The sequence below is a fragment of the Mucilaginibacter sp. SG538B genome, from assembly GCF_013376065.1.
GTDB lineage: Bacteria > Bacteroidota > Bacteroidia > Sphingobacteriales > Sphingobacteriaceae > Mucilaginibacter > Mucilaginibacter rubeus.
On the sequence record NZ_JABMJI010000003.1, the window covers coordinates 539,187 to 561,437 of the forward strand.

General features: G+C 41.8%; 21 protein-coding genes. 11 read left to right on the forward strand and 10 right to left on the reverse strand.

The window, feature by feature from the left end; genetic code table 11:
• Window positions 1–38: 38 nt before the first annotated feature.
• Window positions 39–257, forward strand: coding sequence for a hypothetical protein (locus FHW88_RS18210; protein ID WP_090527160.1), 219 nt, complete (start codon window positions 39–41; stop codon window positions 255–257).
• Between the two features lie 59 nt (window positions 258–316).
• On the opposite strand, the gene FHW88_RS18215 is transcribed toward FHW88_RS18210, so the two are convergent.
• Window positions 317–865 carry a hypothetical protein gene (locus tag FHW88_RS18215; RefSeq protein ID WP_091162705.1) on the reverse strand — a complete coding sequence of 183 codons (549 nt, stop codon included), beginning with the start codon at window positions 863–865 and terminating at the stop codon, window positions 317–319.
• Between the two features lie 71 nt (window positions 866–936).
• Here FHW88_RS18215 and ung point away from each other — a divergent pair, with 71 nt between their 5' ends.
• Window positions 937–1,614, forward strand: coding sequence for a uracil-DNA glycosylase (gene ung / locus FHW88_RS18220; protein ID WP_090527151.1), 678 nt, complete (start codon window positions 937–939; stop codon window positions 1,612–1,614).
• Window positions 1,615–1,743: 129 nt separating this feature from the next.
• Here ung and FHW88_RS18225 read toward each other — a convergent pair whose 3' ends face one another.
• The gene (locus FHW88_RS18225; RefSeq protein ID WP_022832833.1) at window positions 1,744–2,214 is read right to left on the reverse strand and encodes an Lrp/AsnC family transcriptional regulator; all 471 of its coding nucleotides are present in this window, start codon (window positions 2,212–2,214) and stop codon (window positions 1,744–1,746) included.
• Between the two features lie 130 nt (window positions 2,215–2,344).
• On the opposite strand from FHW88_RS18225, the gene FHW88_RS18230 reads away from it, so the two are divergent.
• From FHW88_RS18230 to smpB, 3 genes are read left to right on the forward strand one after another with little or no spacing between them, the layout of a single operon-like run.
• A complete protein-coding gene (locus FHW88_RS18230; protein WP_176627421.1) occupies window positions 2,345–2,995 on the forward strand; it encodes a metal-dependent transcriptional regulator in 651 nt (216 codons plus the stop codon).
• Complete coding sequence (locus FHW88_RS18235) at window positions 2,992–4,893, forward strand: Nramp family divalent metal transporter (protein ID WP_090527147.1); 1,902 nt, start codon at window positions 2,992–2,994, stop codon at window positions 4,891–4,893. The genes FHW88_RS18230 and FHW88_RS18235 overlap by 4 nt, the downstream gene beginning before the upstream one ends.
• Window positions 4,894–4,919: 26 nt before the next feature.
• Window positions 4,920–5,372 carry an SsrA-binding protein SmpB gene (gene smpB / locus FHW88_RS18240; RefSeq protein WP_090527145.1) on the forward strand — a complete coding sequence of 151 codons (453 nt, stop codon included), beginning with the start codon at window positions 4,920–4,922 and terminating at the stop codon, window positions 5,370–5,372.
• 92 nt (window positions 5,373–5,464) lie between these two features.
• Here the strand turns inward: smpB and FHW88_RS18245 are convergent, their stop codons facing one another.
• From FHW88_RS18245 to FHW88_RS18260, 4 genes are all read right to left on the reverse strand, one after another.
• Entirely contained in the window at window positions 5,465–6,124 is a 660-nt protein-coding gene (locus FHW88_RS18245; RefSeq protein ID WP_176627422.1) for a protein-L-isoaspartate(D-aspartate) O-methyltransferase, read from the reverse strand.
• Between the two features lie 193 nt (window positions 6,125–6,317).
• The gene (locus FHW88_RS18250) at window positions 6,318–7,829 is read right to left on the reverse strand and encodes a dihydrolipoamide acetyltransferase family protein (RefSeq protein WP_176627423.1); all 1,512 of its coding nucleotides are present in this window, start codon (window positions 7,827–7,829) and stop codon (window positions 6,318–6,320) included.
• Between the two features lie 43 nt (window positions 7,830–7,872).
• Window positions 7,873–9,120, reverse strand: coding sequence for a competence/damage-inducible protein A (locus tag FHW88_RS18255; protein ID WP_176627424.1), 1,248 nt, complete (start codon window positions 9,118–9,120; stop codon window positions 7,873–7,875).
• A 7-nt stretch (window positions 9,121–9,127) separates the two neighbouring features.
• Entirely contained in the window at window positions 9,128–11,869 is a 2,742-nt protein-coding gene (locus tag FHW88_RS18260; RefSeq protein WP_090527137.1) for a putative LPS assembly protein LptD, read from the reverse strand.
• A gap of 52 nt (window positions 11,870–11,921) precedes the next feature.
• Between FHW88_RS18260 and FHW88_RS18265 the strand changes: the two genes are divergently transcribed.
• Window positions 11,922–12,854 carry an N-acetylmuramoyl-L-alanine amidase gene (locus FHW88_RS18265; protein ID WP_090527135.1) on the forward strand — a complete coding sequence of 311 codons (933 nt, stop codon included), beginning with the start codon at window positions 11,922–11,924 and terminating at the stop codon, window positions 12,852–12,854.
• Window positions 12,855–12,966: 112 nt separating this feature from the next.
• Window positions 12,967–13,911 (forward strand): MlaD family protein, encoded by a 945-nt coding sequence (locus FHW88_RS18270; RefSeq protein WP_176627425.1) that lies wholly within the window; start codon window positions 12,967–12,969, stop codon window positions 13,909–13,911.
• Window positions 13,912–14,020: 109 nt separating this feature from the next.
• Here the strand turns inward: FHW88_RS18270 and FHW88_RS18275 are convergent, their stop codons facing one another.
• From FHW88_RS18275 to FHW88_RS18290, 4 genes are all read right to left on the reverse strand, one after another.
• Window positions 14,021–14,935 (reverse strand): ribonuclease Z, encoded by a 915-nt coding sequence (locus tag FHW88_RS18275; protein WP_176627426.1) that lies wholly within the window; start codon window positions 14,933–14,935, stop codon window positions 14,021–14,023.
• A gap of 22 nt (window positions 14,936–14,957) precedes the next feature.
• Window positions 14,958–15,335, reverse strand: coding sequence for an STAS domain-containing protein (locus FHW88_RS18280; RefSeq protein WP_090527130.1), 378 nt, complete (start codon window positions 15,333–15,335; stop codon window positions 14,958–14,960).
• Window positions 15,336–15,385: 50 nt separating this feature from the next.
• A complete protein-coding gene (locus tag FHW88_RS18285) occupies window positions 15,386–16,330 on the reverse strand; it encodes a phosphoribosylaminoimidazolesuccinocarboxamide synthase (RefSeq protein ID WP_176627427.1) in 945 nt (314 codons plus the stop codon).
• A 91-nt stretch (window positions 16,331–16,421) separates the two neighbouring features.
• Window positions 16,422–17,384, reverse strand: coding sequence for a PhoH family protein (locus FHW88_RS18290; RefSeq protein ID WP_090527126.1), 963 nt, complete (start codon window positions 17,382–17,384; stop codon window positions 16,422–16,424).
• A 102-nt stretch (window positions 17,385–17,486) separates the two neighbouring features.
• Here FHW88_RS18290 and FHW88_RS18295 point away from each other — a divergent pair, with 102 nt between their 5' ends.
• The 4 genes from FHW88_RS18295 (at window position 17,487) to FHW88_RS18310 (ending at window position 22,233) form a co-directional block, all read left to right on the forward strand.
• Window positions 17,487–18,263, forward strand: a complete 777-nt coding sequence (locus tag FHW88_RS18295; protein ID WP_090527124.1) for an S-adenosyl-l-methionine hydroxide adenosyltransferase family protein — start codon at window positions 17,487–17,489, stop codon at window positions 18,261–18,263.
• Between the two features lie 14 nt (window positions 18,264–18,277).
• Complete coding sequence (locus FHW88_RS18300; RefSeq protein ID WP_254780094.1) at window positions 18,278–18,805, forward strand: hypothetical protein; 528 nt, start codon at window positions 18,278–18,280, stop codon at window positions 18,803–18,805.
• Between the two features lie 30 nt (window positions 18,806–18,835).
• Window positions 18,836–20,668 carry an ABC transporter ATP-binding protein gene (locus tag FHW88_RS18305; RefSeq protein WP_176627428.1) on the forward strand — a complete coding sequence of 611 codons (1,833 nt, stop codon included), beginning with the start codon at window positions 18,836–18,838 and terminating at the stop codon, window positions 20,666–20,668.
• Window positions 20,669–20,832: 164 nt separating this feature from the next.
• Window positions 20,833–22,233, forward strand: a complete 1,401-nt coding sequence (locus FHW88_RS18310; RefSeq protein WP_176627429.1) for an MBL fold metallo-hydrolase — start codon at window positions 20,833–20,835, stop codon at window positions 22,231–22,233.
• Window positions 22,234–22,251: the final 18 nt, after the last annotated feature.

Below are 22,251 nucleotides of genomic sequence, written 5' to 3' on the forward strand. Positions count from 1 at the left end.
GTTAGCTATTATTGTAATAAACATATATTACAAATATCATGACCAACTCAATATTAGAGATCACCGAAAACGAATACCTGATCAAACTTAACAGGAGCAATTTTAACCTGTCGTTCATCAGGAGTTTATTGAAACTTGTTGAAGTGGCCAATCCGTCTGAAGAATCTGAATATTCATCATACACAGACAGCTACGTTCAGCCTTATCAAAACCATTCAGCAACGCCTGATTATTTCAGCGCCATTGAAGAAAAATAAAAGGGACGCGGTTTTCGCGTCCCTTTTATTTTTACCCCTTTTTCTATCTGTTCTTTTTCTTAGAACTGACGATATCCACCTCTTACTACTTGCTTATCCATTTGGGCTAATTGGCCTTTCATCATTTTAATTTGTTCGGTAAGCAATTTGTTCTTATCATCTTTTGAAGCTTCCGACAAATACATTTGTGCTTCGCGCTTGTTACGTTTTGCCATTGAGATACCGGCCAGGCTCAACTTCGCCAAAGCTATATTGTGCGACATTTTCATACCCAGCGACAGAGCTTTCTTAAAATATTTCTCTGATTTCATTGGCGCCTTGCGTGATTCGATCAAACCGATCAGCAAGTTGTAGTAACCATGCTGGTTTTTGTGCAGCTGTTTTTCGTAATCGGTAATTTTCAACAACCATACTTCCGACTTTTCAGAATTTTCCTTACGTAAAAAATACTGGGCGATGATCATATTCTCGTTAAAGAAGAAGCTAAGCAGTATAATACCGCCCATTAACAGAACAAAAATACCCCATCCCCAAAAACCGAATGCACAAAGGGCAACTGCCGCACCCATCACTACACAAGCAATAACTAACCGAACAATATTTGACATAATTTGTGATACTAATATTAGCGCAAATATCTGTTTATTTGTACGCTAAACCAACTTCTATATAAATATTTATGGCGATTGCATTACCACCATCATGGCTTGAGGTTTTACAGCAGGAATTTGACAAACCTTACATGATAAAACTCAAACAATTTTTAAAAGAAGAGCAGCAATCAGGGCAAGTTGTTTATCCTAAAAACGGCGAAATCTTCAACGCTTTCAATACTACGCCTTTTGATGATGTTAAAGTAGTTATATTAGGGCAGGACCCGTATCATGGCGCTCACCAGGCCCATGGTCTTTCCTTTTCAGTACAAAAGGGCATTGCTATTCCCCGATCATTGATAAACATTTACAAAGAGTTGCAAAACGATATTCCCGGATTTAAAATCCCCGCACATGGCAACCTCGAAGAATGGGCTAAACAAGGTGTATTGTTACTGAACGCTACATTAACCGTTAGGGCAGGCAATGCAGGTTCGCATCAAAAAAGAGGATGGGAAGAATTTACCGATGAGGTAATCAAAACCATTTCCGATAAAAAAGAAGGCATCGTGTTTATACTGTGGGGAGCCTTTGCCCAATCAAAAGCGGTTTTGATTGATGAGAAAAAACATTTCATTATTCGCTCTCCCCACCCCTCGCCTTTCTCAGCCGATCGCGGTTTTTTTGGCAGCAAACCATTTTCAAAAACTAACGAGATCCTGAAAAAAGAAGGTAAAAAAGAGATTGACTGGCAAATACATTAGGGGAAAGAATCAAGACGGCAAGAGTCAAGAAATCAAGATTTAAAAAAGTCTGAAACTAAAAAGAGTCAAGAAATGAAAGATATTTAATCCTTCTTCTTGACTCTTGATTCTTATAGTCTTGACTCTTATCTAATACTCCAGCGGCACTATAGGCTCTTTTTTACTGGTAGACATGATCATCATGGTTTGGAATGTTTTAACCACAGTAATGCGGCTGATCTTTTCCATGATGAGTTGCTCGTATGATTTGATGTCGCGTACGTATACCTTTAACAGAAAATCACACTGCCCGGTGACGTGATGACACTCAGTTACTTCTTTAATATTCTTGATCTCATCCAAAAAAGTTTGAATGGTATTTTTTTGATGAAAATCAAGGGAGATCTGGATAAAGGTTTTGATTCCTAATCCTAACTTCTCTTCATCTACCAGTGCATGATAACTTTTTATGTATTCGGCGTTCTCAAGTTTACGCACGCGTTCAAGAGTAGGTGCTGGCGAAAGCCCTATCTCGTTAGACAACTGGAGGTTGGTTATCCTTCCGTTTTCCTGTAAAATCTTGAGTATTTGTAGGTCTATTTTATCTAATTCGGCGGCCATAGTTGTATGCAAATATAGTATTTTCCTTGCTTCGCAAAATTTAATTTTTCGTTAAAGTACTTCAACGAAAACATATTTCCTAACGTTTATTTTTTTAGATTAGTCTAAATTTTTTATTAGATTTGTTTAAATGAACACTTTAGCCGAGGAAAACTACTTGAAATCCATCTATCATCTCTCTGTAAATGATGGAAATGCAAGTACAAATCAAATCGCATCCTCGCTAAATACCAAAGCGTCTTCGGTTACCGACATGCTAAAAAAACTTGCTGAGAAAGCGCTCATCAATTACACCCCTTACCAGGGAGTAAGCCTTACCCCTTCCGGCGAGAAAATAGCGATAAGCATTATCCGCAAACACCGGCTGTGGGAGTACTTTCTTGTAGAGAAACTCAATTTTAAATGGGACCAGGTTCATGACCTTGCCGAAGAGATGGAACATATCTCGTCTGAAGAGTTAATTGACCGCCTTGACAAGTTTATGGGTTATCCAAAACATGACCCACACGGCGACCCTATACCTGACTGTAACGGCCGTTTTAACACGCACGAGTTAAAACCGGTTTCGGCAGTAACAGTTAATCAAAGCGGTATAATTTCAGGCGTCCGCGACCATAGTTCATCCTTTTTACAATACCTCGATAAAAAACAGCTTACCATCGGCTGCAAAATAATGATCACTGATATTATTGAATATGACCATTCGGTAGTGGTACAAACCGGCAATAAAGAAGTGCATATCAGCCGCGAAGTAGCCAACAACTTGCTTATAGCCCTATGAACAATACACACAACGAATCTTTAGGCAATGTACACGGATCAGTAACCACCGAAAACAAAAACGGCTGGCGTAAGCTAATGGCTTTCCTGGGCCCGGCTTACCTGGTGAGCGTAGGCTATATGGATCCGGGAAACTGGGCAACGGATATTGCTGGCGGCAGCGCTTTTGGATACAAGCTGATCTGGGTGTTGTTTGTATCAAACATGATTGCCCTCCTGCTGCAATCACTGGCAGCCCGGTTGGGGATAGTGCGCGGGCTTGATCTTGCACAGGCTTCTAAAAATGCCTATCCTCGTTTTGTAAACTTTTGCCTGTATATACTGGCACAAATAGCCATTATAGCCTGTGACCTGGCCGAAATTATCGGCATGGCCATTGGTTTAAAACTACTGTTTCATCTTCCATTAATCTGGGGGGTATCGCTTACCATTACCGATACCGTGCTAATGCTCTACCTCATGAATAAGGGTATGCGCAAACTCGAAGGTTTTATTATTTCGATGATCTTTATAGTCGGGCTCTCTTTTTTGGTCGAAATGTTTATCGTTAGACCCGATGTAATAGAGGTAGCAAAAGGTTTCATTCCCGGCAACCTGTTTAAAGGTGATAAAATAAGCCAGCAAATGCTTTATATAGCTATAGGCATTATTGGCGCTACGGTAATGCCACACAACCTGTATCTGCATTCATCGCTGGTGCAAACCCGTCAAATAACACGTACCGAAGAAGGATTCAGGGCGGCGATTAAGTTTAATCTTTTTGATACGGTTATAGCCCTTAATCTTGCTTTTTTTGTAAATGCGGCTATTTTGATATTAGCAGCAAGCGCCTTTTTCAGAAACGGCTATTTTGAAGTAGCGGAGATTCAGGATGCATTCAAGCTGCTGGAGCATATTTTCGGTGCAATTGCGCCTACTTTATTTGCCATAGCGCTCATTGCCTCGGGGCAAAGCTCAACCATTACCGGTACGCTTGCCGGGCAAATCATTATGGAAGGGCACATTAACCTGCGGATAGAGCCCTGGTTACGCCGCCTGCTTACCCGTGTATTGGCTATTGTACCGGCAGTGTTCACCATACTTTTTTATGGCGAGGAAGGTTTAGGAAAACTCCTTATCTTAAGCCAGGTTGTATTAAGCCTTCAGTTGGGTTTTGCGGTAATCCCCCTCATCCATTTCACCTCCGACAGGAAAAGAATGGGCAAGTTTACTATCAATTTCCAAACAAGGGCATTGGCCTGGGCAAGCGCCGTGTTAATCGTTGCCTTAAACGCCAAACTGGTATACGAACAAATTGGTGATTGGGTAAATAGCACATCGTCACCAGTTTGGATCTATGCTATTGTGGTTCCGATTGTTATCGGCATAGCGATATTACTGATCTATGTGTTTATACGGCCATTATTATTTAAACATCACGACAGACCTGCTATTGTACCGCATGGTATAGCCAATGCCATTACCGAACTCGATGCGATAACTTACAGTCACATTGCCATAACTATAGATTTTTCAAAGAATGATACTGATTGCCTGCGCCATGCTATTATGCAGGGAGGTAAAAAGGCCGATTATACATTGATACACGTTGTTGAAACTGCCGGTGCGCGTTACTATGGCGGCCAGGTGCTGGATAATGAAACCCAAATTGATTTTAACAACCTTGACAAATACGTTTGCGCTTTAAAAAACCTTGGCTACAATGCCCAGGGACAAATTGGTTACGGCAACCCGGCCAGTGCTATTGCCGAAATTGTGAAAGACGAGAAAATTGATTTCATTGTCATGGGCTCGCACGGACACAAAGCTTTGAAAGATCTCATATTTGGCACCACTGTAAATTCTGTAAGGCACAAGGTTAACGTGCCTGTACTGGTGGTAAAGCCACAGTCAAACTAATTTTGTAAGTTTACGGCTGAATAATTATGAGCCAGGATAACATCTATATAAAAAATAAAAAAGCCTACTTTGAGTATCACATACTTGATAAATATGTAGCAGGCATACAGTTGCTCGGTACCGAAATCAAGTCGATAAGGCAGGGTAAGGCTAACATTAATGACGCTTTTTGTACATTCATTAATAACCAGTTATATGTACGCAACCTGCATATCTCTGAATATTCATTCGGCTCGTTCTATAACCATGAGGCCAAGCGCGACCGCATCCTGCTGTTAAATAAAAAAGAGCTAAAAAAACTCCAGACCCGTGGCGAAGAACGGGGGTTGACCATAGTCCCCCTGGCGTTATTTATCAGCGAACGGGGATTTGCCAAACTTGAAATTGGCCTTGCACAAGGCAAAAAGACATATGATAAACGCGAAACCATGAAGGAGCGCGATACTAAAATTGAATTGGACAGGGTGATGAAAAGGTAAATTAATTTCGGAATTGGGATTTTAGATTTCGGATTTACTTTTAAATTCTTCCCTTCTCAAGTCCGAAATCAAAAATTCGAAATCCCAAATCCCTACCAGGCTTTATCCCCTACCAATGGTACAAACCTAAAGGTGTCCAGCACAATCTTTTCATAATCGTTATCTCCCACTTTTAGTATTGTAACCATTTTTTGGGTTTCCTCATCACCAACCGGGATAACCAGGATACCGCCTATTTTTAATTGCTTTAACAGCACGTCGGGTACGGTAGGTGCTCCGGCGGTAACAATGATCTTATCATAAGGTGCGTGTTCGGCTATCCCAACAGAGCCATCTCCCAGGAAAAAACGGGCATTGTAGCCCATTTCATTGGGCAGCACATATTTGGTGCGGTGATAGAGCTTTTCCTGACGTTCAATAGTGTAAACATTCGCTCCAAGTTCAAGCAGGATACAGGTTTGATACCCCGAGCCTGTGCCTATTTCAAGAACTTTATCCCCTTTACGGATATGCAGTAATTCGGTTTGATAGGCCACAGTATAGGGTTGCGATATCGTTTGCCCTTCGCCTATCGGGAACGCAATATCCCTGTAAGCCTGGTTCCAGAAAGTTTCATCAAAAAAACAATGACGTTTTACCTTACCAATAGCCTCTAAAACGTGTTCGTCGCCAATTCCCTTCTTTCTCAAAACATCCACCAGCCTTTTACGGGCCCCCTGTTCGCGGTAATTATCAGTATACTTGTAAGCCATTTTCAAAGGCAAAGTTAATACGAATTTTCACAGCATTTGGGGCTTATATATGATTTAAGCGGGTTTTAATGCCTGGAGCTGTTTATGTGCTTCATTCATAAAAATTTAAAATTTATTTTTTAAACAGCATGATCCTAAAACAAGGAAGACCGGGTTAATTAACCCGGTCTTCCTTGTTTTATATAGTAAAGAGTTATACCTCTCTGCTATTATCCCACTTTTCCAAATAGTCAGCCACACGCCGCACAAACGAGCCACCTAAGGCACCATCTACAACACGGTGATCATAAGATAATGAAAGGAACATCATGTGGCGTATGGCAATCATATCGCCTTCTTTTGTTTCAATTACAGCCGGCTTTTTCTTAATAGCCCCAACAGCCAAAATAGCTACCTGCGGCTGATTAATTATCGGGGTACCCATTACGTTGCCAAATGAGCCAACATTGGTGATAGTAAATGTACCCTCCTTTACGTCATCGGGCAGTAACTTGCCGTTACGCGCACGGTTTGCCAAATCATTAACGGCCTTAGTTAGACCAACAAGGTTTAGCTCATCAGCTTTCTTTATTACCGGCACAATAAGGTTGCCGTTTGGTAAAGCCGTAGCCATACTGATATTGATCGCGGCTTTTTTAATGATTTGCGTGCCGTTAACCGAAACATTGATCATCGGGAAATCCTTAATGGCTTTCGCCACCGCTTCAATAAATATAGGTGTAAAGGTTATTTTTTCGCCTTCGCGCTTTTCAAAGCTATTTTTTACTTTTTCGCGCCATAATACCAGGTTGGTTACATCAGCCTCAACAAACGAGGTAACATGAGGCGATGTTTGCTTGCTCATTACCATGTGGTCGGCAATCAAACGGCGCATCCTGTCCATTTCTATGATCTCATCGGCACCAGATACCGAAGCGGCAGCAGGCTGTTGTTCAACAGGTGCAGCTTTTGGCGCCTCTGTCTTTGCAGGCCCGGCAGCAGGGGCCACAGGTTGAGGTGCTGGTTCGGAAGTCCGCACAGGCGCTTTTTCTGCTTCTTTAACCGGACGCACTTCTTCCGCAGGCTGAACATTAACCGGCTCAAACGACGGTTTAGCGTGTTGAGCAACAGTTGAGGTTTTTGCCTGCAAATAATTTAGCAGGTCATCTTTGGTTAGGCGGCCTTCAGAACCGGTTCCGGGAATACTATCAAGTTCATTAATACTGATACCTTCCTGCGCGGCGATATTTCTCACCAATGGCGAATAAAATCGCGCCTCAGATTTAAATGAAGGGACAGCAGGCGAACTTTTTTTCTCAAGCTGATCAATACCAGGGATATTGGATAAATTTTCGGGCTCAGGAGCTTTTACAGTTTCGGTAAACGGAACGGTTTCGTGATAAGTTGAGTTTGCTATTTTCGGTTCTTCGGGAGGTTGTGGCGCAACCTCTTCAGACTGGGCAACTATCGGTGCAGTTTCAGGCTCATCAGTTTCAATTATAGCTATAACCGCGCCTACCTGTACAACATCATTTTCTTTATACAGTTGTTCAACTAACTTACCTGCTACAGGCGAAGGTACATCAGAATCGACTTTATCGGTAGCGATTTCCATTACCGCGTCATCGGCATTTACCTTATCACCCGGATTTTTAACCCATTTGATAACGGTTGCCTCAGCAACGCTCTCCCCCATTTTTGGCAATAACAGCTGGTATCTGGCCATACAGTAGAATATAGTTTAACCCCAAAATTATGTATTTAAATCTTTACTTTTTAATTTCAGTAAGCAAAGTATTCAACATTGACAGCGTCATCACAGCACTTCGCTCAATATTTTGCCTGCGTTTACTGCCAAATGTATATTTCTTTATGATTGATTTCTCCTTTGCGGCAACTGCAATCCACACAGTACCAACGGGTTTATCCTCTGTGCCGCCGCCCGGACCAGCTACACCGGTAATAGCGACAGCCAAATCCGACTTGAAATTTAACAGTGCGCCTTCTACCATTTCCGTTACCGTTTCTTCACTAACGGCTCCATGTTGCCACAAAGTTTCGTTCTTTACTCCTAAAATACTCTCCTTTAACTCATATGAGTAGGATACAGCGCCTCCTAAAAACACCTGTGATGAACCAGGATGCTGGGTAAACAAATGGGACAGATAGCCTCCGGTACAGCTCTCGGCTACTGATAAAGTGAGGCCGTTTGCTTCCATCCTGTCAAGTATGGCCTTTTCAAGCGGGATGTCCTGATCAATAACAAACGGTGAACCTATGCGTTCAATTAAACGGGAGGCAAATGCATCCACCTCTTTTTGCAAAGCAGTTTCATCATTGCCAAAAGCGCTTAAGCGTAAACGCACCTGGCCTAACTTGGGCAGATAGGCCAGTTTAATATGTGATGGCAAATCATCTTCGATATCCGCAATGCGTTCGGCCAAAAATGATTCACCTTCGCCAACGGTAAGCAGTGTTTTATGTATAATTGACGGAAGGTTGAAGGTAGCCTTAATTTTAGGCAATACCTGCTCTTCCATCATATACATCATTTCAAAGGGAACACCCGGCATAGACATATAGATGACACCGTTGTGGTTAAACCACATACCCGGGGCAGTGCCATTTTCATTCAATACAACCTCGCAATTAGCCGGAACAAGCGCCTGCTGTTTGTTGATCTCCAATAACGGGCGGTTATATTTGGCAAAAATGCGTTCTACATTAGCAAATGCATCCTCGTTTTCAACAAGTTCAACCCTAAAGTATTCAGCTAATGTTTTTTTAGTGATATCATCTTTGGTAGGGCCAAGTCCACCGGTAATAAAAATGATACTGGCCCGGCTTGCTGCTTCGGCTAATGCCTTCAGGATATGTTCTTTATCGTCGCTTATTGATGAGATCTGCTTTACCCTTATCCCTATCTTGTTAAGTTCGGTAGCCATCCAGGCCGAATTGGTATCAACAATTTGTCCGATAAGTATCTCGTCGCCGATGGTAATTATTTCTGCCAGCATTATTATATTAATAAAAAGATGATTGTGGATTGTAATCGCTTTTCTTGCTTAGTTTCAAATCCTGCAAAATGGAAGCTTTAACCTTTAAAGTTACGTTATACATTTTGTATACACCGAAAGGAATCCATTGAAAGGCCAAATCCCAGCAATGCAAATCGCGGTATATTGAAAACGAGGTAGCACTTGCAAATTTCGCCGCCTTGATATCATACGTAGTAGAATATTGGATCTTCCACTTTTGCGTAAGGTTCACATCGCCCGAGATCTGGAGTGTATTACTGGTTGTTTTGTTGTTTAAGTAGTTTTGATAGCTAAAACTGTAATTGAGCGAGATATTCCACGGCACGTTAAAGTCAACGTATGCATTCGGATCGCTATTTACCAGGGCCAGTCTCTGAGCTTGGGTGGGATTCATGGTTGCGATAGTATTCAGGGCGGCATTTCCCGGAGTTGCTTTAGTTGAATTCAAACTCCCACCCATAGAGATGTTTAAACCTGATAAAGTTGGGAATTTGCCGTCCTGCCAGGCATACCTGTTTATATAACGGCTTGTTCTTACAATCTGATTATTAGAGATTGAATCGCTTACCTTGGTTACGTATGGGCTAAACACTCCCGAAAAACTGATACTTAATTTTTGATTGAAAATAGCGGTATGCCCCGAAAATGAAATATCAGAAAGTTTCATTGAGTCGGCTGCAAAATTATAAAAGGTGGAGAACGACAAACCTTGTAAAATCATGATTTTTCGGTCGGTGCCGGATGTGTCCGTGCTTTTAGCTTTTACCTTAGCTTCTATCGTGTTATCTACCGAAAAGTTTAAACCCGCCTGCTTACCTGCTGAGGGGCCGCCGTAAACTCCGTTCTGGAAAATAGAATATTTTTGATAGGTATACGGATAAGGAACAGTGGCTGTACTAACAGCTGTTTTGTAATAGCCAAAGCTTGGGTCGCTGAAGTCGGGACGATAGCTAAAACTTATTGACGGAGTTGCCACGTGCCTAATTGCTTTCAGGTTACCATGTTTAAAGTTTATGGTACCGTACAATTTAGTTGATATACCTGTACTGATGCTATACTCCCCGGCACGCTTAAACCCAGGTATAGTATCAATAATTAACTGATTTGAACCGGCAATGCTTCCCCTTTCAAATCTTTCATTAATGCTTTGAAAATACCAGCGTTCGGTATAGTTAACACTGTTATTAAACTGAAAGTACTTTAATACGTTTAAGCCCAAACTAACCGGGATGGTATGCTGAAAACCATTTTGTAACCGTTTTGATAAAGTTTCGCCTTTAAATAATTGGGACTCGGGTATATCGTTAAGCTTGTTGGTACCTACTAAATTATAGCTCACGGTAATTTTCTGATACCATTTTTGTTCGCCAACCCTGTTTTTAGAGTCGAATGGGTTTATCGACGACATACCGAAGGCAATAGTGGGCAACTCGATATTCACCGTTTTACGGGCTATATCCTGGCTATGCGAAATGCCTACACTTAAGTTAAACGGTGTACCTGCCCAGGTTTTACCATAAGCGATACTTGAGCGTAAACTACTTTGAGCAATGGAGTTAACATTATAGTTACTTGCCGATGGCGTGTTCCTAAAAAAACCGGAAGTACCTGCATCAACCGAAGCACTGAAAGTTGAACCGGGATTAGCATTGGCATCCTGCACGTGCGACCAATAAATATGCGCGTCTTTAGTGGCCGGGTCGCCCTCAAGGCCATAGTTATGCGAGCCGAAGCTTAGCGTAACGTTGCCTGTATATTTATAACGTTTAAGATATCGCGCCGTGCTGCTTAGTTCATACGAGCCTTTTGAGTAGATAGACCCGGTTGTAGTCAAATCTACATAATCACTTATGCCAATATAGTATCCAAGCCCTTTTAAATAGAAACCCAGGGTGTTGTCCTCACCAAAAGTTGGCAAAATAACACCTGATGTCCTGGTGTCCGGCTTAGGGAAAAAACCAAAAGGAATGGCAAGCGGTAAGGGGACCCCTTCAATCTCCAGGTAGGCGGGCCCGGATATAATGCGTTTCTTTTCGCCGATGCCACGTGTAATCACTATACCAAAGTGTGTATCTGGGTAAGGCAAATCGCAGGTACTGAAAATAACGTTACGGTATGCAACCTCATCGTCATTGAGTTTTTTTGCCTGCCCGCCCGAAATAAAGTTGCCTTCCTGCTCGGATGCAGGATTATATATCTTTACTTTTTTTGTTTGATAATTAAAAATCAGCGAATCGGATGCTACGGGCTTATCCGTTTTTTGCTTCATAATAGGCCTGCGGACATATTGGTGTGTACGCGGGTCAATGCTTCCCCGTGCAAATATGAGGTGGTTTTTATCATCAACCCTGATATAGTCTGCGTCAAGCTCAAAATCTTCATAGGTTACACGGGCCTTGCCGTAAAAATAGGTAACCTGGTGCTCCCGGTCTGAGTGGGTCGAGTCCTCGGCAGTTGCCTTTACTTCTGATTGCAGACCGCCTTTATTCTTTTTAGTGGTATCATTTGCAGGTAAAGAATTTACCGGCTTACCGTTTCTCAACGGCGTTATTGAGCCGGATTGTTTACCTTTAAGAAGTTTCTTATCACGAAGCGAATCAAGTTTGATAATAGTATCAGTTAAAGGCCTCCTGCCATGGCTGTTATTTAAAACAGTGCCGGCATTAGCAGCAAGTCCGTTTACTATTAATATAATTGCAAGCAGAAAAAAAAAGGTTATGAATTTCAAAATTGATTATGAATAGTATTTTTGCAGATATAGTTAACAGCGTTCAAAAATAATGAAAAATAAGGCATTGAAAAGATTGATTTATAGTTTGTGGGTGTTGCTGGTTCTCCTTTCATTTTTTCCCTTTAAATCATACAGTTCTATTTTAACCAATAGTCGTCCTCGTCAAACAGACACTGTTGTCAACAGTACCGGTTTTAAGATTAAAACCATTATTATCGACCCCGGGCATGGTGGTAAACCATCAGCCTCTACAGGTCATTATTCACACGGTGCATCGGGCTCTTATTCGTCAGAAAGGAATGTAACGCTGGCTATCGGCTTTAAATTGCAAGCCGCTATAGAAAAAGAATTAAGCGGTGTTAAAGCTGTAATGACCCGTACTACCGAAGATGATGTTTCGTTTGAACGCAGGGCTGAAATAGCCAATGAAAACAAAGGGCAGCTCTTCATTTCCCTGCATTGCAATTCGCTATCCGACAGAACAATTCGCGAAAAAGTTGGCACCAAACGTCATAAAGCGGTATACCGTACCGTTAGGGTTCCGGACAGGTCGGGCAAAGGCGTACTGATTTTAGTTTATGGTTTACACCGTACCCGCGAAGAGGAAAACGCCATTCAAAAAAACCAGGTTGGCGAAGAGACCGAACTCGACGGCGGCGCACTGGACCCGAACGACCCCATGACCATTATTTTAACAAACGAGTACAAAAGAAAGTTCAGGCAGCAGAGTATCAAGCTGGCTACTTTAATTAACGGCGAATTTGTTGATACCGATGGAAGGCGTAGCGAAGGGATCAGGGAGCAGGGCATTTACGTACTTTGCCACAGCGCAATGCCATCAGTATTGGTTGAAACCGGCTATATCAATAACCCCGACGATGAAAAGTACCTTAATTCAGAAGAAGGACAAAATGAGATTGTAGCTTCAATTATCCGTGCATTAACAACCTATAAAAAAGAGATGGAACAGATTTCGCAATAATTATAAAAGCCAAACTGTTACCTTCCTTGTAAATAAAACGTACATCATAAAACATATAAGCCTGGTTGCAGGTTTATAGCCTTAAACACGATTAACGCATAAACTCTACTTAATGAAAATCTCTAACGAAACCAAAATTGGTGCACTTACGGCAATAGCAATTACCATACTCATATTAGGTTACAGTTATTTACGCGGTAATGATGTTTTTTCAGGATCAAATAAATACTATGCTATTTATAACAGCGTTGAAGGTTTAACCGTTTCAAAACCAGTATTGGTAAACGGTTACCAGATAGGCCGCATCTCTAAAATGAAGCTTCAGCCAGACGGGCGTACCGTGGTTGAATTTAAAATTGAGCCAGATGTGGTTGTGCCTAAAAACACCCTCGCCAAGCTTGAAAGTACCGATCTGCTGGGCAGTAAAGCCATTGTTTTTGAGTTAGGTAACAGCAATGTGCCCGCCGAAGACCAGGATACACTTAAAGCCGATATCCAGGGCAGCCTTGCGGAAAGCCTGCAGCCCATACAAAAAAAGGCAGAGATGCTGATGTCTAAACTCGATTCGTCACTGAGCGCTGTTAACAAGATCCTGAATCCTAACTTTCAGAAAAACATCGACCGCAGCTTCATGAGCATTGCCAACTCATTGCAAACACTCGAAGGTACTACCAAAAAAATAGACCACCTGGTAGGTTCACAAACCGGCCATATCGATGCCATACTTACCAATGCCGAGGAGGTATCAGGCAGCTTAAAGACAAGCACAGCCCACCTAAACGGGATGACAGCGAACTTTGAAAAAGTAAGTAACGACGTTGCTGCCGCTAACCTAAAACAAACACTTGATAATGCAAACAAGGCTATGGCCGATTTGCAGGCAACTATTGCCAAAATCAACGCAGGCCAAGGTTCTTTGGGCCTTTTGCTTAATGATGATAAAATGTACAAAAACCTTACAGATGCATCAAACAACCTCAATAACCTGTTTATTGATTTGAAGGCACATCCAAAACGTTATGTAAGCTTCTCGGTTTTTGGCGGTAAAAAGGATTAAGGAAAGGCCGAAAGCGGAACGCATAAAGCCTAAAGCTATATGTGGAGTTAATCAATAAACTTTAGATAATTTAGAAGCTTTCAGCCTTCGGCTTTAAGCTTTCAGCTCGCTACTCTATAAAAAAGGTTTTCCCCTCAATTGCAAGTTCAGTTGAGGGGAAATTTATTTTAGCCTCATCCAATAACTCGTTCAGTGTTTTATAGCGGGCGGAAAAATGGCCTATGAGCAGTTTTTTAGCCTTGGTTTTCAGGGCTATCTCTCCGGCTTGTAATGCTGTGGTGTGATGGGTTATAACTGCCCTGTCAAGCATATCATTTAAAAAAGTAGCCTCGTGATAAAGCAATGTGGCGTTGGCGATTTGGCCAAAATAGTTTTCATTATACATCGTATCGGAGCAGTAGGCATAGGTTTTAGGCTCTGCCGAATCAATGGTTAGCTCCTCATTTTTGTAAACTTTGCCTTTTTCATCAGTATAATCCCCCCCTTTTTTCAATACCGAATAATAGGCAACCGGGATGTCGAGACTTTCTATTTTCTCCTTAATAAGTTTACGAAGTCTTTTCTTTTCCTTAAACAAAAAGCCGGTACAGGCAATGCGGTGATCAAGCGGTATCGTTTCAACTACAACATCACTATTATTGATCACCACTTCACTTTGTTGGGCATTGGTAAATGTATATTCAACAGGGAATTGCAGTTCGGTATCTGAATATCTTAATTGCAGATCAATTATTTCTTTCAACTGCACAGGGCATACCAGTTTAAGCGCCTTTTTACGACCGTTAAGGTGCATGGATGATAATAAACCAACCAGGCCTAAATAATGATCGCCGTGAAGATGACTTATAAAAATATGATCAATGCGACTGGCTTTGATATCAAAACGGAGCATTTGTTGCTGAGTGCCTTCGCCGCAGTCTATTAAATACAGGCGCTCATTGATATTGAGCACCTGTGAAGTAGGATTTCTGTTAAAGATGGGGGTTGCGGAGCTGCTGCCAAGTATTGTTACCTCAAATTTCATAATAGGTAAACAATCAAATGGTTTATCTTGCTTCCTTTTTTAATTCCTTTTCAATCTCTTCCATAAAAATAAGATCGACGCCCTCTTCGGCGGTTGGGACAATGGTTAATACATTATCCAATTGTGATATGGTTATTAAACGCGCAACTGCGTCATTTAAACCCGCCAAAATAAATGAACCCGTAGCATTTTTACACAAGCGGTGACCAACCAACAAACTGCTTAAGCCTGATGAATCGGCATATTTCACCTGCGACAAGTCGAGAATGATGTTGCGCTGCCCCTCTGTATTGATCAAAATCAGTTCTGATTTTAACTGAGGCGTTACTATTGAATTTAATTTTGATTCATTAAGTTTCAATAATATATATTTCTCATGTTTATCTACAGTAAATTTCATTCTTATTAAATTTAATAAGCTAAGATAAATATTTTATGGATATTTTAAAATTACATAACGCTCAACGCGTTATTAATTGCTGTTTCAACGCGGGCTAATACGTTCCCTTCGGCAGGCTTAACAAATGGCTCGCCGATAATCTTTTCGTAAAGCTCTATATAACGCTCAGATATCGAATTAACAATCTCTTCGGTCATAACCGGCACAACTTGCCCTTCTTTACCCTGGAAGCCATTTTCGATAAGCCATTTGCGTACAAACTCTTTAGAAAGCTGTTTCTGCGGCTCACCTTTTTGCTGACGTTCCTCGTACCCTTCTTTATAAAAATATCTTGAAGAATCAGGCGTGTGGATCTCGTCGATCAGGTAAATCTGACCATCAACTTTACCAAACTCATATTTGGTATCTACCAATATTAAGCCTTGTTTCGCTGCAATCTCAGTACCACGTTTAAATAGCGCCTGGGTATAGGCCTCAAGCTTTACATAATCTTCTTCCGATACAATGCCTCTTGACAGGATCTCCTCGCGTGAAATATCTTCGTCATGCCCTACTGATGCTTTAGTGGTAGGCGTAATGATAGGTTGAGGCAGTATGTCATTCTCTTTTAAGCCTTCAGGCAAAGCCACTCCACATACATGATGCCTGCCTGCAGCGTACTCGCGGGCAGCATGACCGGCCAGGTAACCACGGATCACCATCTCTACCTTAAACGGCTCGCAAATACGACCAATGGTAACACTTGGGTCCGGAACAGAAATAACCCAGTTCGGAACAATATCGGCTGTAGCCTTTAAAAAACGGGCTGCTATTTGGTTAAGCACCTGTCCTTTAAACGGAATAGCTTCAGGTAATACAACATCAAAGGCCGAAATCCGGTCGGTAACAACCATGGCCAGGTATTTATTATCTATCGTATAAACATCGCGTACTTTCCCTTTGTAAAAAGCCGTTTGCCCCGGAAAGCTGAAATGTGTTTCTTTTATTGAGTTCATTGTTTTTAGTTCATGGTTGATAGTCCATAGTTCATAGCCGATTTGCATTATTACCATGAACCATCAACTATGAGCTATGAACTAAACTTAATTACTGTATATCCCCGTAAGCTTCTAATATCTTACGTACTAATTTATGCCTTACTACGTCTTCGCCGCTCAAGTATACTATCTCGATACCTTTGATATCGGTCAGGATCCTTAAAGCAGTGTGCAGGCCGGATTGTTGTTTTTTTGGCAAATCAATCTGTGTTACGTCGCCGGTTACAATAAATTTAGCTGATGGCCCCATACGTGTCAGGAACATCTTAAGCTGCATATCGGTGGCATTCTGGGCTTCGTCCAAAATAACAAAACAGTTGTCAAGGGTACGGCCGCGCATAAAGGCCAGCGGTGCAATCTCAATGGTGCGGTTCTCCAGGTAAACCTTCAGTTTTTCGGCCGGGATCATATCATCAAGCGCATCATATAAAGGCCTCAGGTATGGGTCGATCTTTTCTTTAAGGTCGCCCGGTAAAAAACCAAGGTTCTCCCCTGCTTCAACCGCCGGGCGGGTTAGTATAATGCGTTTAATCTCTTTGTTTTTAAGTGCCCTTACGGCCAATGCCACCGCAGTATACGTTTTACCGGTACCCGCAGGCCCGATTGCAAAAAGGATATCGCTTTTGTTAATACTATCAACCATGCGGCGCTGATTGGTGGTACGCGCCTTAACCATTACGCCGTTAGGCCCAAACACAATCACTTCGCCACTCGCAAATTTATCGGCAGTAACAGGTTCAGATGTAGCTGCATTATTAACCTTCGAACCAAGGATCCGCTCGAGATCAGTTATGTTGAGATTTTCAAATTTCTCAACGTGATTTATCAGATGGGAAAATTTTTCCTGGAAAATATTCAGTTCGTTATCATCGCCCAAAACCTTCACTTCACTGCCGCGAGCAACTATTTTAAGCTTGGGGTATTGTTTCTTAATGATCTCAAAATGATCATTATTAGGCCCCCACAGTACTGCAGGGTTTACGTTTTCAATTGATAGCTTAAGTTCGTTCAATACTAATTTGATTTTTTAGTTACGGATTTTTATGAATTAAAAATTGAATATTTGTAGCTTCAAATGCTACTACAAGATTAGCAATAAATATTTATAAAATTAATGGCAATTATAACATTAACTACTGATTTAGGCGATAAAGATATTTACCAGGCTGCGTTAAAAGGCAGTATCTACAAATTGTTGCCTACAGTAAATATTGTTGATATTACCAACAGTGTTGCGGCCTTTAATGTACAGCAGGCCGCTTTTATACTTAAAAACAGCTTTCATTATTTCCCGGAAGATACCGTACACCTTATCGGTATTGATACCGTTTATAATGACCATACCAAATACCTCGCTGTCCGCTACAAAAAGCACTACTTTGTGGGGGCTGATAACGGTATTTTTTCGCTGATGTTTGACCAGGAGCCCGAAGAGATAGTTGAGATCAACATTATGCAGGATCTTAAATTCCTTCACTTCCCACTGGCCGATATCTTTGTTAAAACGGCCTGCCATTTAGCCAAAGGCGGCAAACTGGATGAAATAGGCCTGCCGGTGAGCGATATTGAAAACAAAATGAATTTGCAGCCTGTTATTGAAAAAAACATGATCAAAGGTGTTGTAATTTATATCGATTCATTTCAGAATGTGATAACCAATATAACTAAGGAGTTTTTTAACAGTGTGCAGCAAGGCAGGCGTTTTGTGCTCAATTTTAAGCGCAACGAAACCATAAACCATTTAAGCTGGCATTATAATGAAGTACCCGTTGGCGAAAAACTTTGTTTATTTGGTATCAGCGACCATTTGGAAATTGCCATAAATAAAGGCAATGCAAGTGGCCTTCTAGGCCTGAACCTGAATGATAAGGTGATTATTGAATTTCAATAAGGCAATTTATATAAATGAAAAAAAAAGTACTGCTTTTTTTATTTTGCTTGATAACAACCGGTTGGGCATCGGCCCAAAGCCCTGTTAACTCCGATTCGGTAGCTTACCAGCTTCAGCGTAAAAAAATAAATAATATGCTGGCTGCCCGTAAACAAAAATTCGGGCAATATGAACAAAGCCTGGGTCAGCATACCGGCATTTTCGGCTTTCAAACCAAAGGTGATGTCCGACGTTCGGCCGGCATCCTGATGGATATCGCCAAAACAGACGATGCTATTTTTAAAGAGCTCAAGATCCTGCTTGAATATCGTGATTTTCAGCAACGGCAGATCCAAAGTCACAGCAAGGAGGCAGAAACTACAGCTGCCGGTTATATACAGGTAATTAACAGGTTAAGGCAACAAAATGCGCGTCTTAAACAACAGTTAAACAATTCAGAAGAACACTTCAAAACCCGGCAAAACATATTTGTATTAGTGATACTTTTCATGATTGCGTCAATTTTATTTCTGCTTGTTAAAAAGAACCGTGTTAAAGCGTAAATTCGCGGCTTATAACATTCAAACGCATACATGGCAAGAGGACGACTGAACAGTGGCAGCAAGGCCGAAGCAGAATTACCTAAAGCAAAAATAAACCGGAGCAGCCTGCGCAACGTAGCTAAACTGCTCACTTACTTAAAACCTTACCGGGTTAAATTCATAGCCGGATTAGTTTTCCTGTTTTTGTCAAGCCTGGTAGGCCTGGCATTCCCCGCCATTCTGGGCGCATTGATTGATGCAGCACAAGGCATTTATAAATACAAGTACCTGCCGCATGGCTTAAATGCCATTGCCATCATGGGTTTTATTATATTATTTGCACAGGCTTTTGTGTCGTTTTTCAGGGTGGTTTGGTTTGTGCAGGTGGCCGAAAAATCTTTAGCCGACATCAGGCGTGATACCTATTTTAAGCTCATTACCCTACCCATGAACTTTTTTGCCAACCGCAGGGTTGGTGAATTGAACAGCCGTATCTCTGCCGATCTTTCCCAAATCCAGGATACATTGACCACCACTTTTGCCGAAATGATCCGCCAGTTGGTGATCATGATAGGCAGCACTACCTTACTGGCAATAGTGTCTATCAAACTTACACTTGCGCTATTAGCTATATTGCCATTCCTGGTTGCATTCGCTGTATTCTTCGGAAGGTATATCCGTAAGCTATCTCGCGAGGCTCAGGACAAATTAGCCGAATCAAATACCATAGTTGAAGAAACGCTGCAAGGTATTGCTAATGTAAAGGCATTTGTTAACGAGGCCTACGAAGCTAATCGGTACGACAAGATTTTACGCAAAGTGGTGAACATCGCCGTTCGCGGTGCAAAGTTCAGGGGAACCTTTGCTTCGTTTATCGTATTTTGCTTGTTTGGCACATTTGTAGGCGTAATTTGGTATGGCTCGGTGCTGGTAGCTAAACATGAAATATATGTAGGCGACCTAACTACTTTTATCATGTACTCGATATTTGTAGGCGCCGCCATGGGTAGCTTTCCTGATCTGTATGCCAATCTGCAAAAAGCGGTTGGCGCAAGTGAGCGTGTACTTGAGATCCTTCACGAACAGGGTGAAGATATTTCCATTATTGAAAGTAAAAACGGCATTAAACAGCCTATTAAAGGTGATCTTGCTTTTGATAATGTATTGTTCGCATATCCCTCTCGCCCTGAAATCACCGTATTAAAAGGTATTTCTTTTAATGCTGATGCAGGGCAGCGTGTTGCTATTGTTGGGCCAAGCGGTTCGGGAAAATCAACCATGGCTTCATTAATCCTGCAGTTTTATCACCCACAAAACGGCAACATCTTATTTGATGGCAAGCCAGCAGATAACTATTCTCTTACCGATATCCGTAACCAGGTGGCCATTGTTCCGCAGGATGTATTGTTGTTTGGGGGCACCATTATGGAAAACATTGCCTATGGTTGTTTAAATGCCTCAAAAGAAGATATCATCCAGGCTGCCAAACGCGCTAACGCCCATCAATTTATATCTTCCTTCCCAGAAGGCTATGAAACCGTTGTTGGTGAGCGTGGTGTTAAACTTTCAGGCGGACAAAGGCAACGGATTGCCATTGCGAGGGCATTGCTAAAAAACCCTTCGATATTGATACTTGACGAAGCCACATCATCGTTAGACTCTGAGTCGGAACGCCTTGTACAGGAGGCGCTTGAGGAATTAATGAAAGATCGTACGTCGATCATCATAGCTCACCGTCTGTCAACTATTCGCGAAGCAGATAAGATCATCGTACTTGAAAAAGGCCATATAGTAGAAAGCGGTAGCCACGTCGAACTCATTGGCAATGAACAAGGTCTTTATAAATACTTAAGCCAGCTTCAGTTTGAAAGCAACCAGGCTTAGTAACACTCCTTAAAACTTATTGGTTTCTAACTAAACTTATAAAGCATTAATACGTTTACACTCGCAATAAAGCGGGTGTAAACCGTTATATTCACAAACTGAAGATTACTTACAACGTAATATAATTATCGATACCCGCTTTAGCACAGGTATCACTTATAAAAATGAAACTAACTATACACGGGGCGGCCCGGCAGGTAACCGGGAGCATGCATTTGCTCGAGGTTGGACAATATAAAATTTTAGTGGATTGCGGACTTGATTATGAAAAGGACCGCAGTATCATATCTAACGAAAACTTTCCTTTTCGGCCCGAAGACATTGACTTGGTAGTACTTACCCACGCTCATATCGACCATTCGGGCAACCTGCCTACCCTGATCCGCTTAGGTTTTGAGGGGCAGATCTTATGCACCCCTCCCACGGCAGACCTGACTGAATTATTGCTGCTCGATTCTGTAAACATATTCATGCGCAAAGCGGCAAGCAAGGGCGGTCATCATAAACGCGGCAGAGGCAAATTTAACACCCACGCACAGCCCCTATACATGCAAAAGCATGTTATGGACACAGTAGAGCGCTTCGTTACCATAGGATTCAACAAACCGTTTAAGATCACCGGCGATATCGAGCTAACTTTCGTACCTGTTGGTCACCTGTTAGGCGCGGCAGCAGCGGTGTTTAAAGTAAATGATAAAGGTGAGGAAAAATCAATAGCTTTTACCGGTGATATAGGCAGGAAAAATTATCCGGTTTTAAATGATCCGCAACCGTTGCCTCCTGTTGATTTCCTGGTATCCGAAGCTACTTACGGCGGGCGCTATCATAGCAAGGACAAAACCGTTGAGCAAACCCTGATAGAGGTTATTGAAAAAGCGTGTATTAAAGAGCAGGGCCGTTTAATTATTCCGGCGTTCAGCATCGGCCGCACACAATCCTTAGTTTACTCTTTAAACAAGATCTTCAGCACTGGTTTACTGCCGCCGGTTAAAGTTTTTGTTGATAGTCCGATGGCTACCCAGGCTACCGAAGTATTCAGGAAATTCCATAGCCATGTAAACCAGGAGGCCCAGGAGTTTTACCAAAAACGTGGCGATGAATTTGAGTTTGATAACCTCACCTATGTAGAGACATTGAAGGATAGCAGACAGATTTCCAATTACTGGGAACCCTGTATCATCATCTCATCCGCAGGAATGCTTGAGGGCGGCCGCATCCAGGACCATCTTTTTTACAACATCCAAAACTATTACGCCACCATTCTTTTCATAGGTTACTGCGCCAAAGGCACGTTAGGCCATCGTTTATTGAGGGGAGATTCTATAGTACACATCAAAGATCGTGAATTAGCTGTTTATGCAACTATTAAACAAACCGATGTCCTCAGCGCCCACGGTGACCATGACGACCTTATGAATACGGTAAAAGCCATTGATAAGGAAAAATTAAAACACGTATTCCTGGTACATGGCGAAGGTGAAAGCATGCAACTATTAGCCGATGATCTTGAGAAAGAGGGTTATGGCGTTACCTTGCCGGAGAAAGGTGTTTCGTATATTATATAACACGAATACTTCCGAATT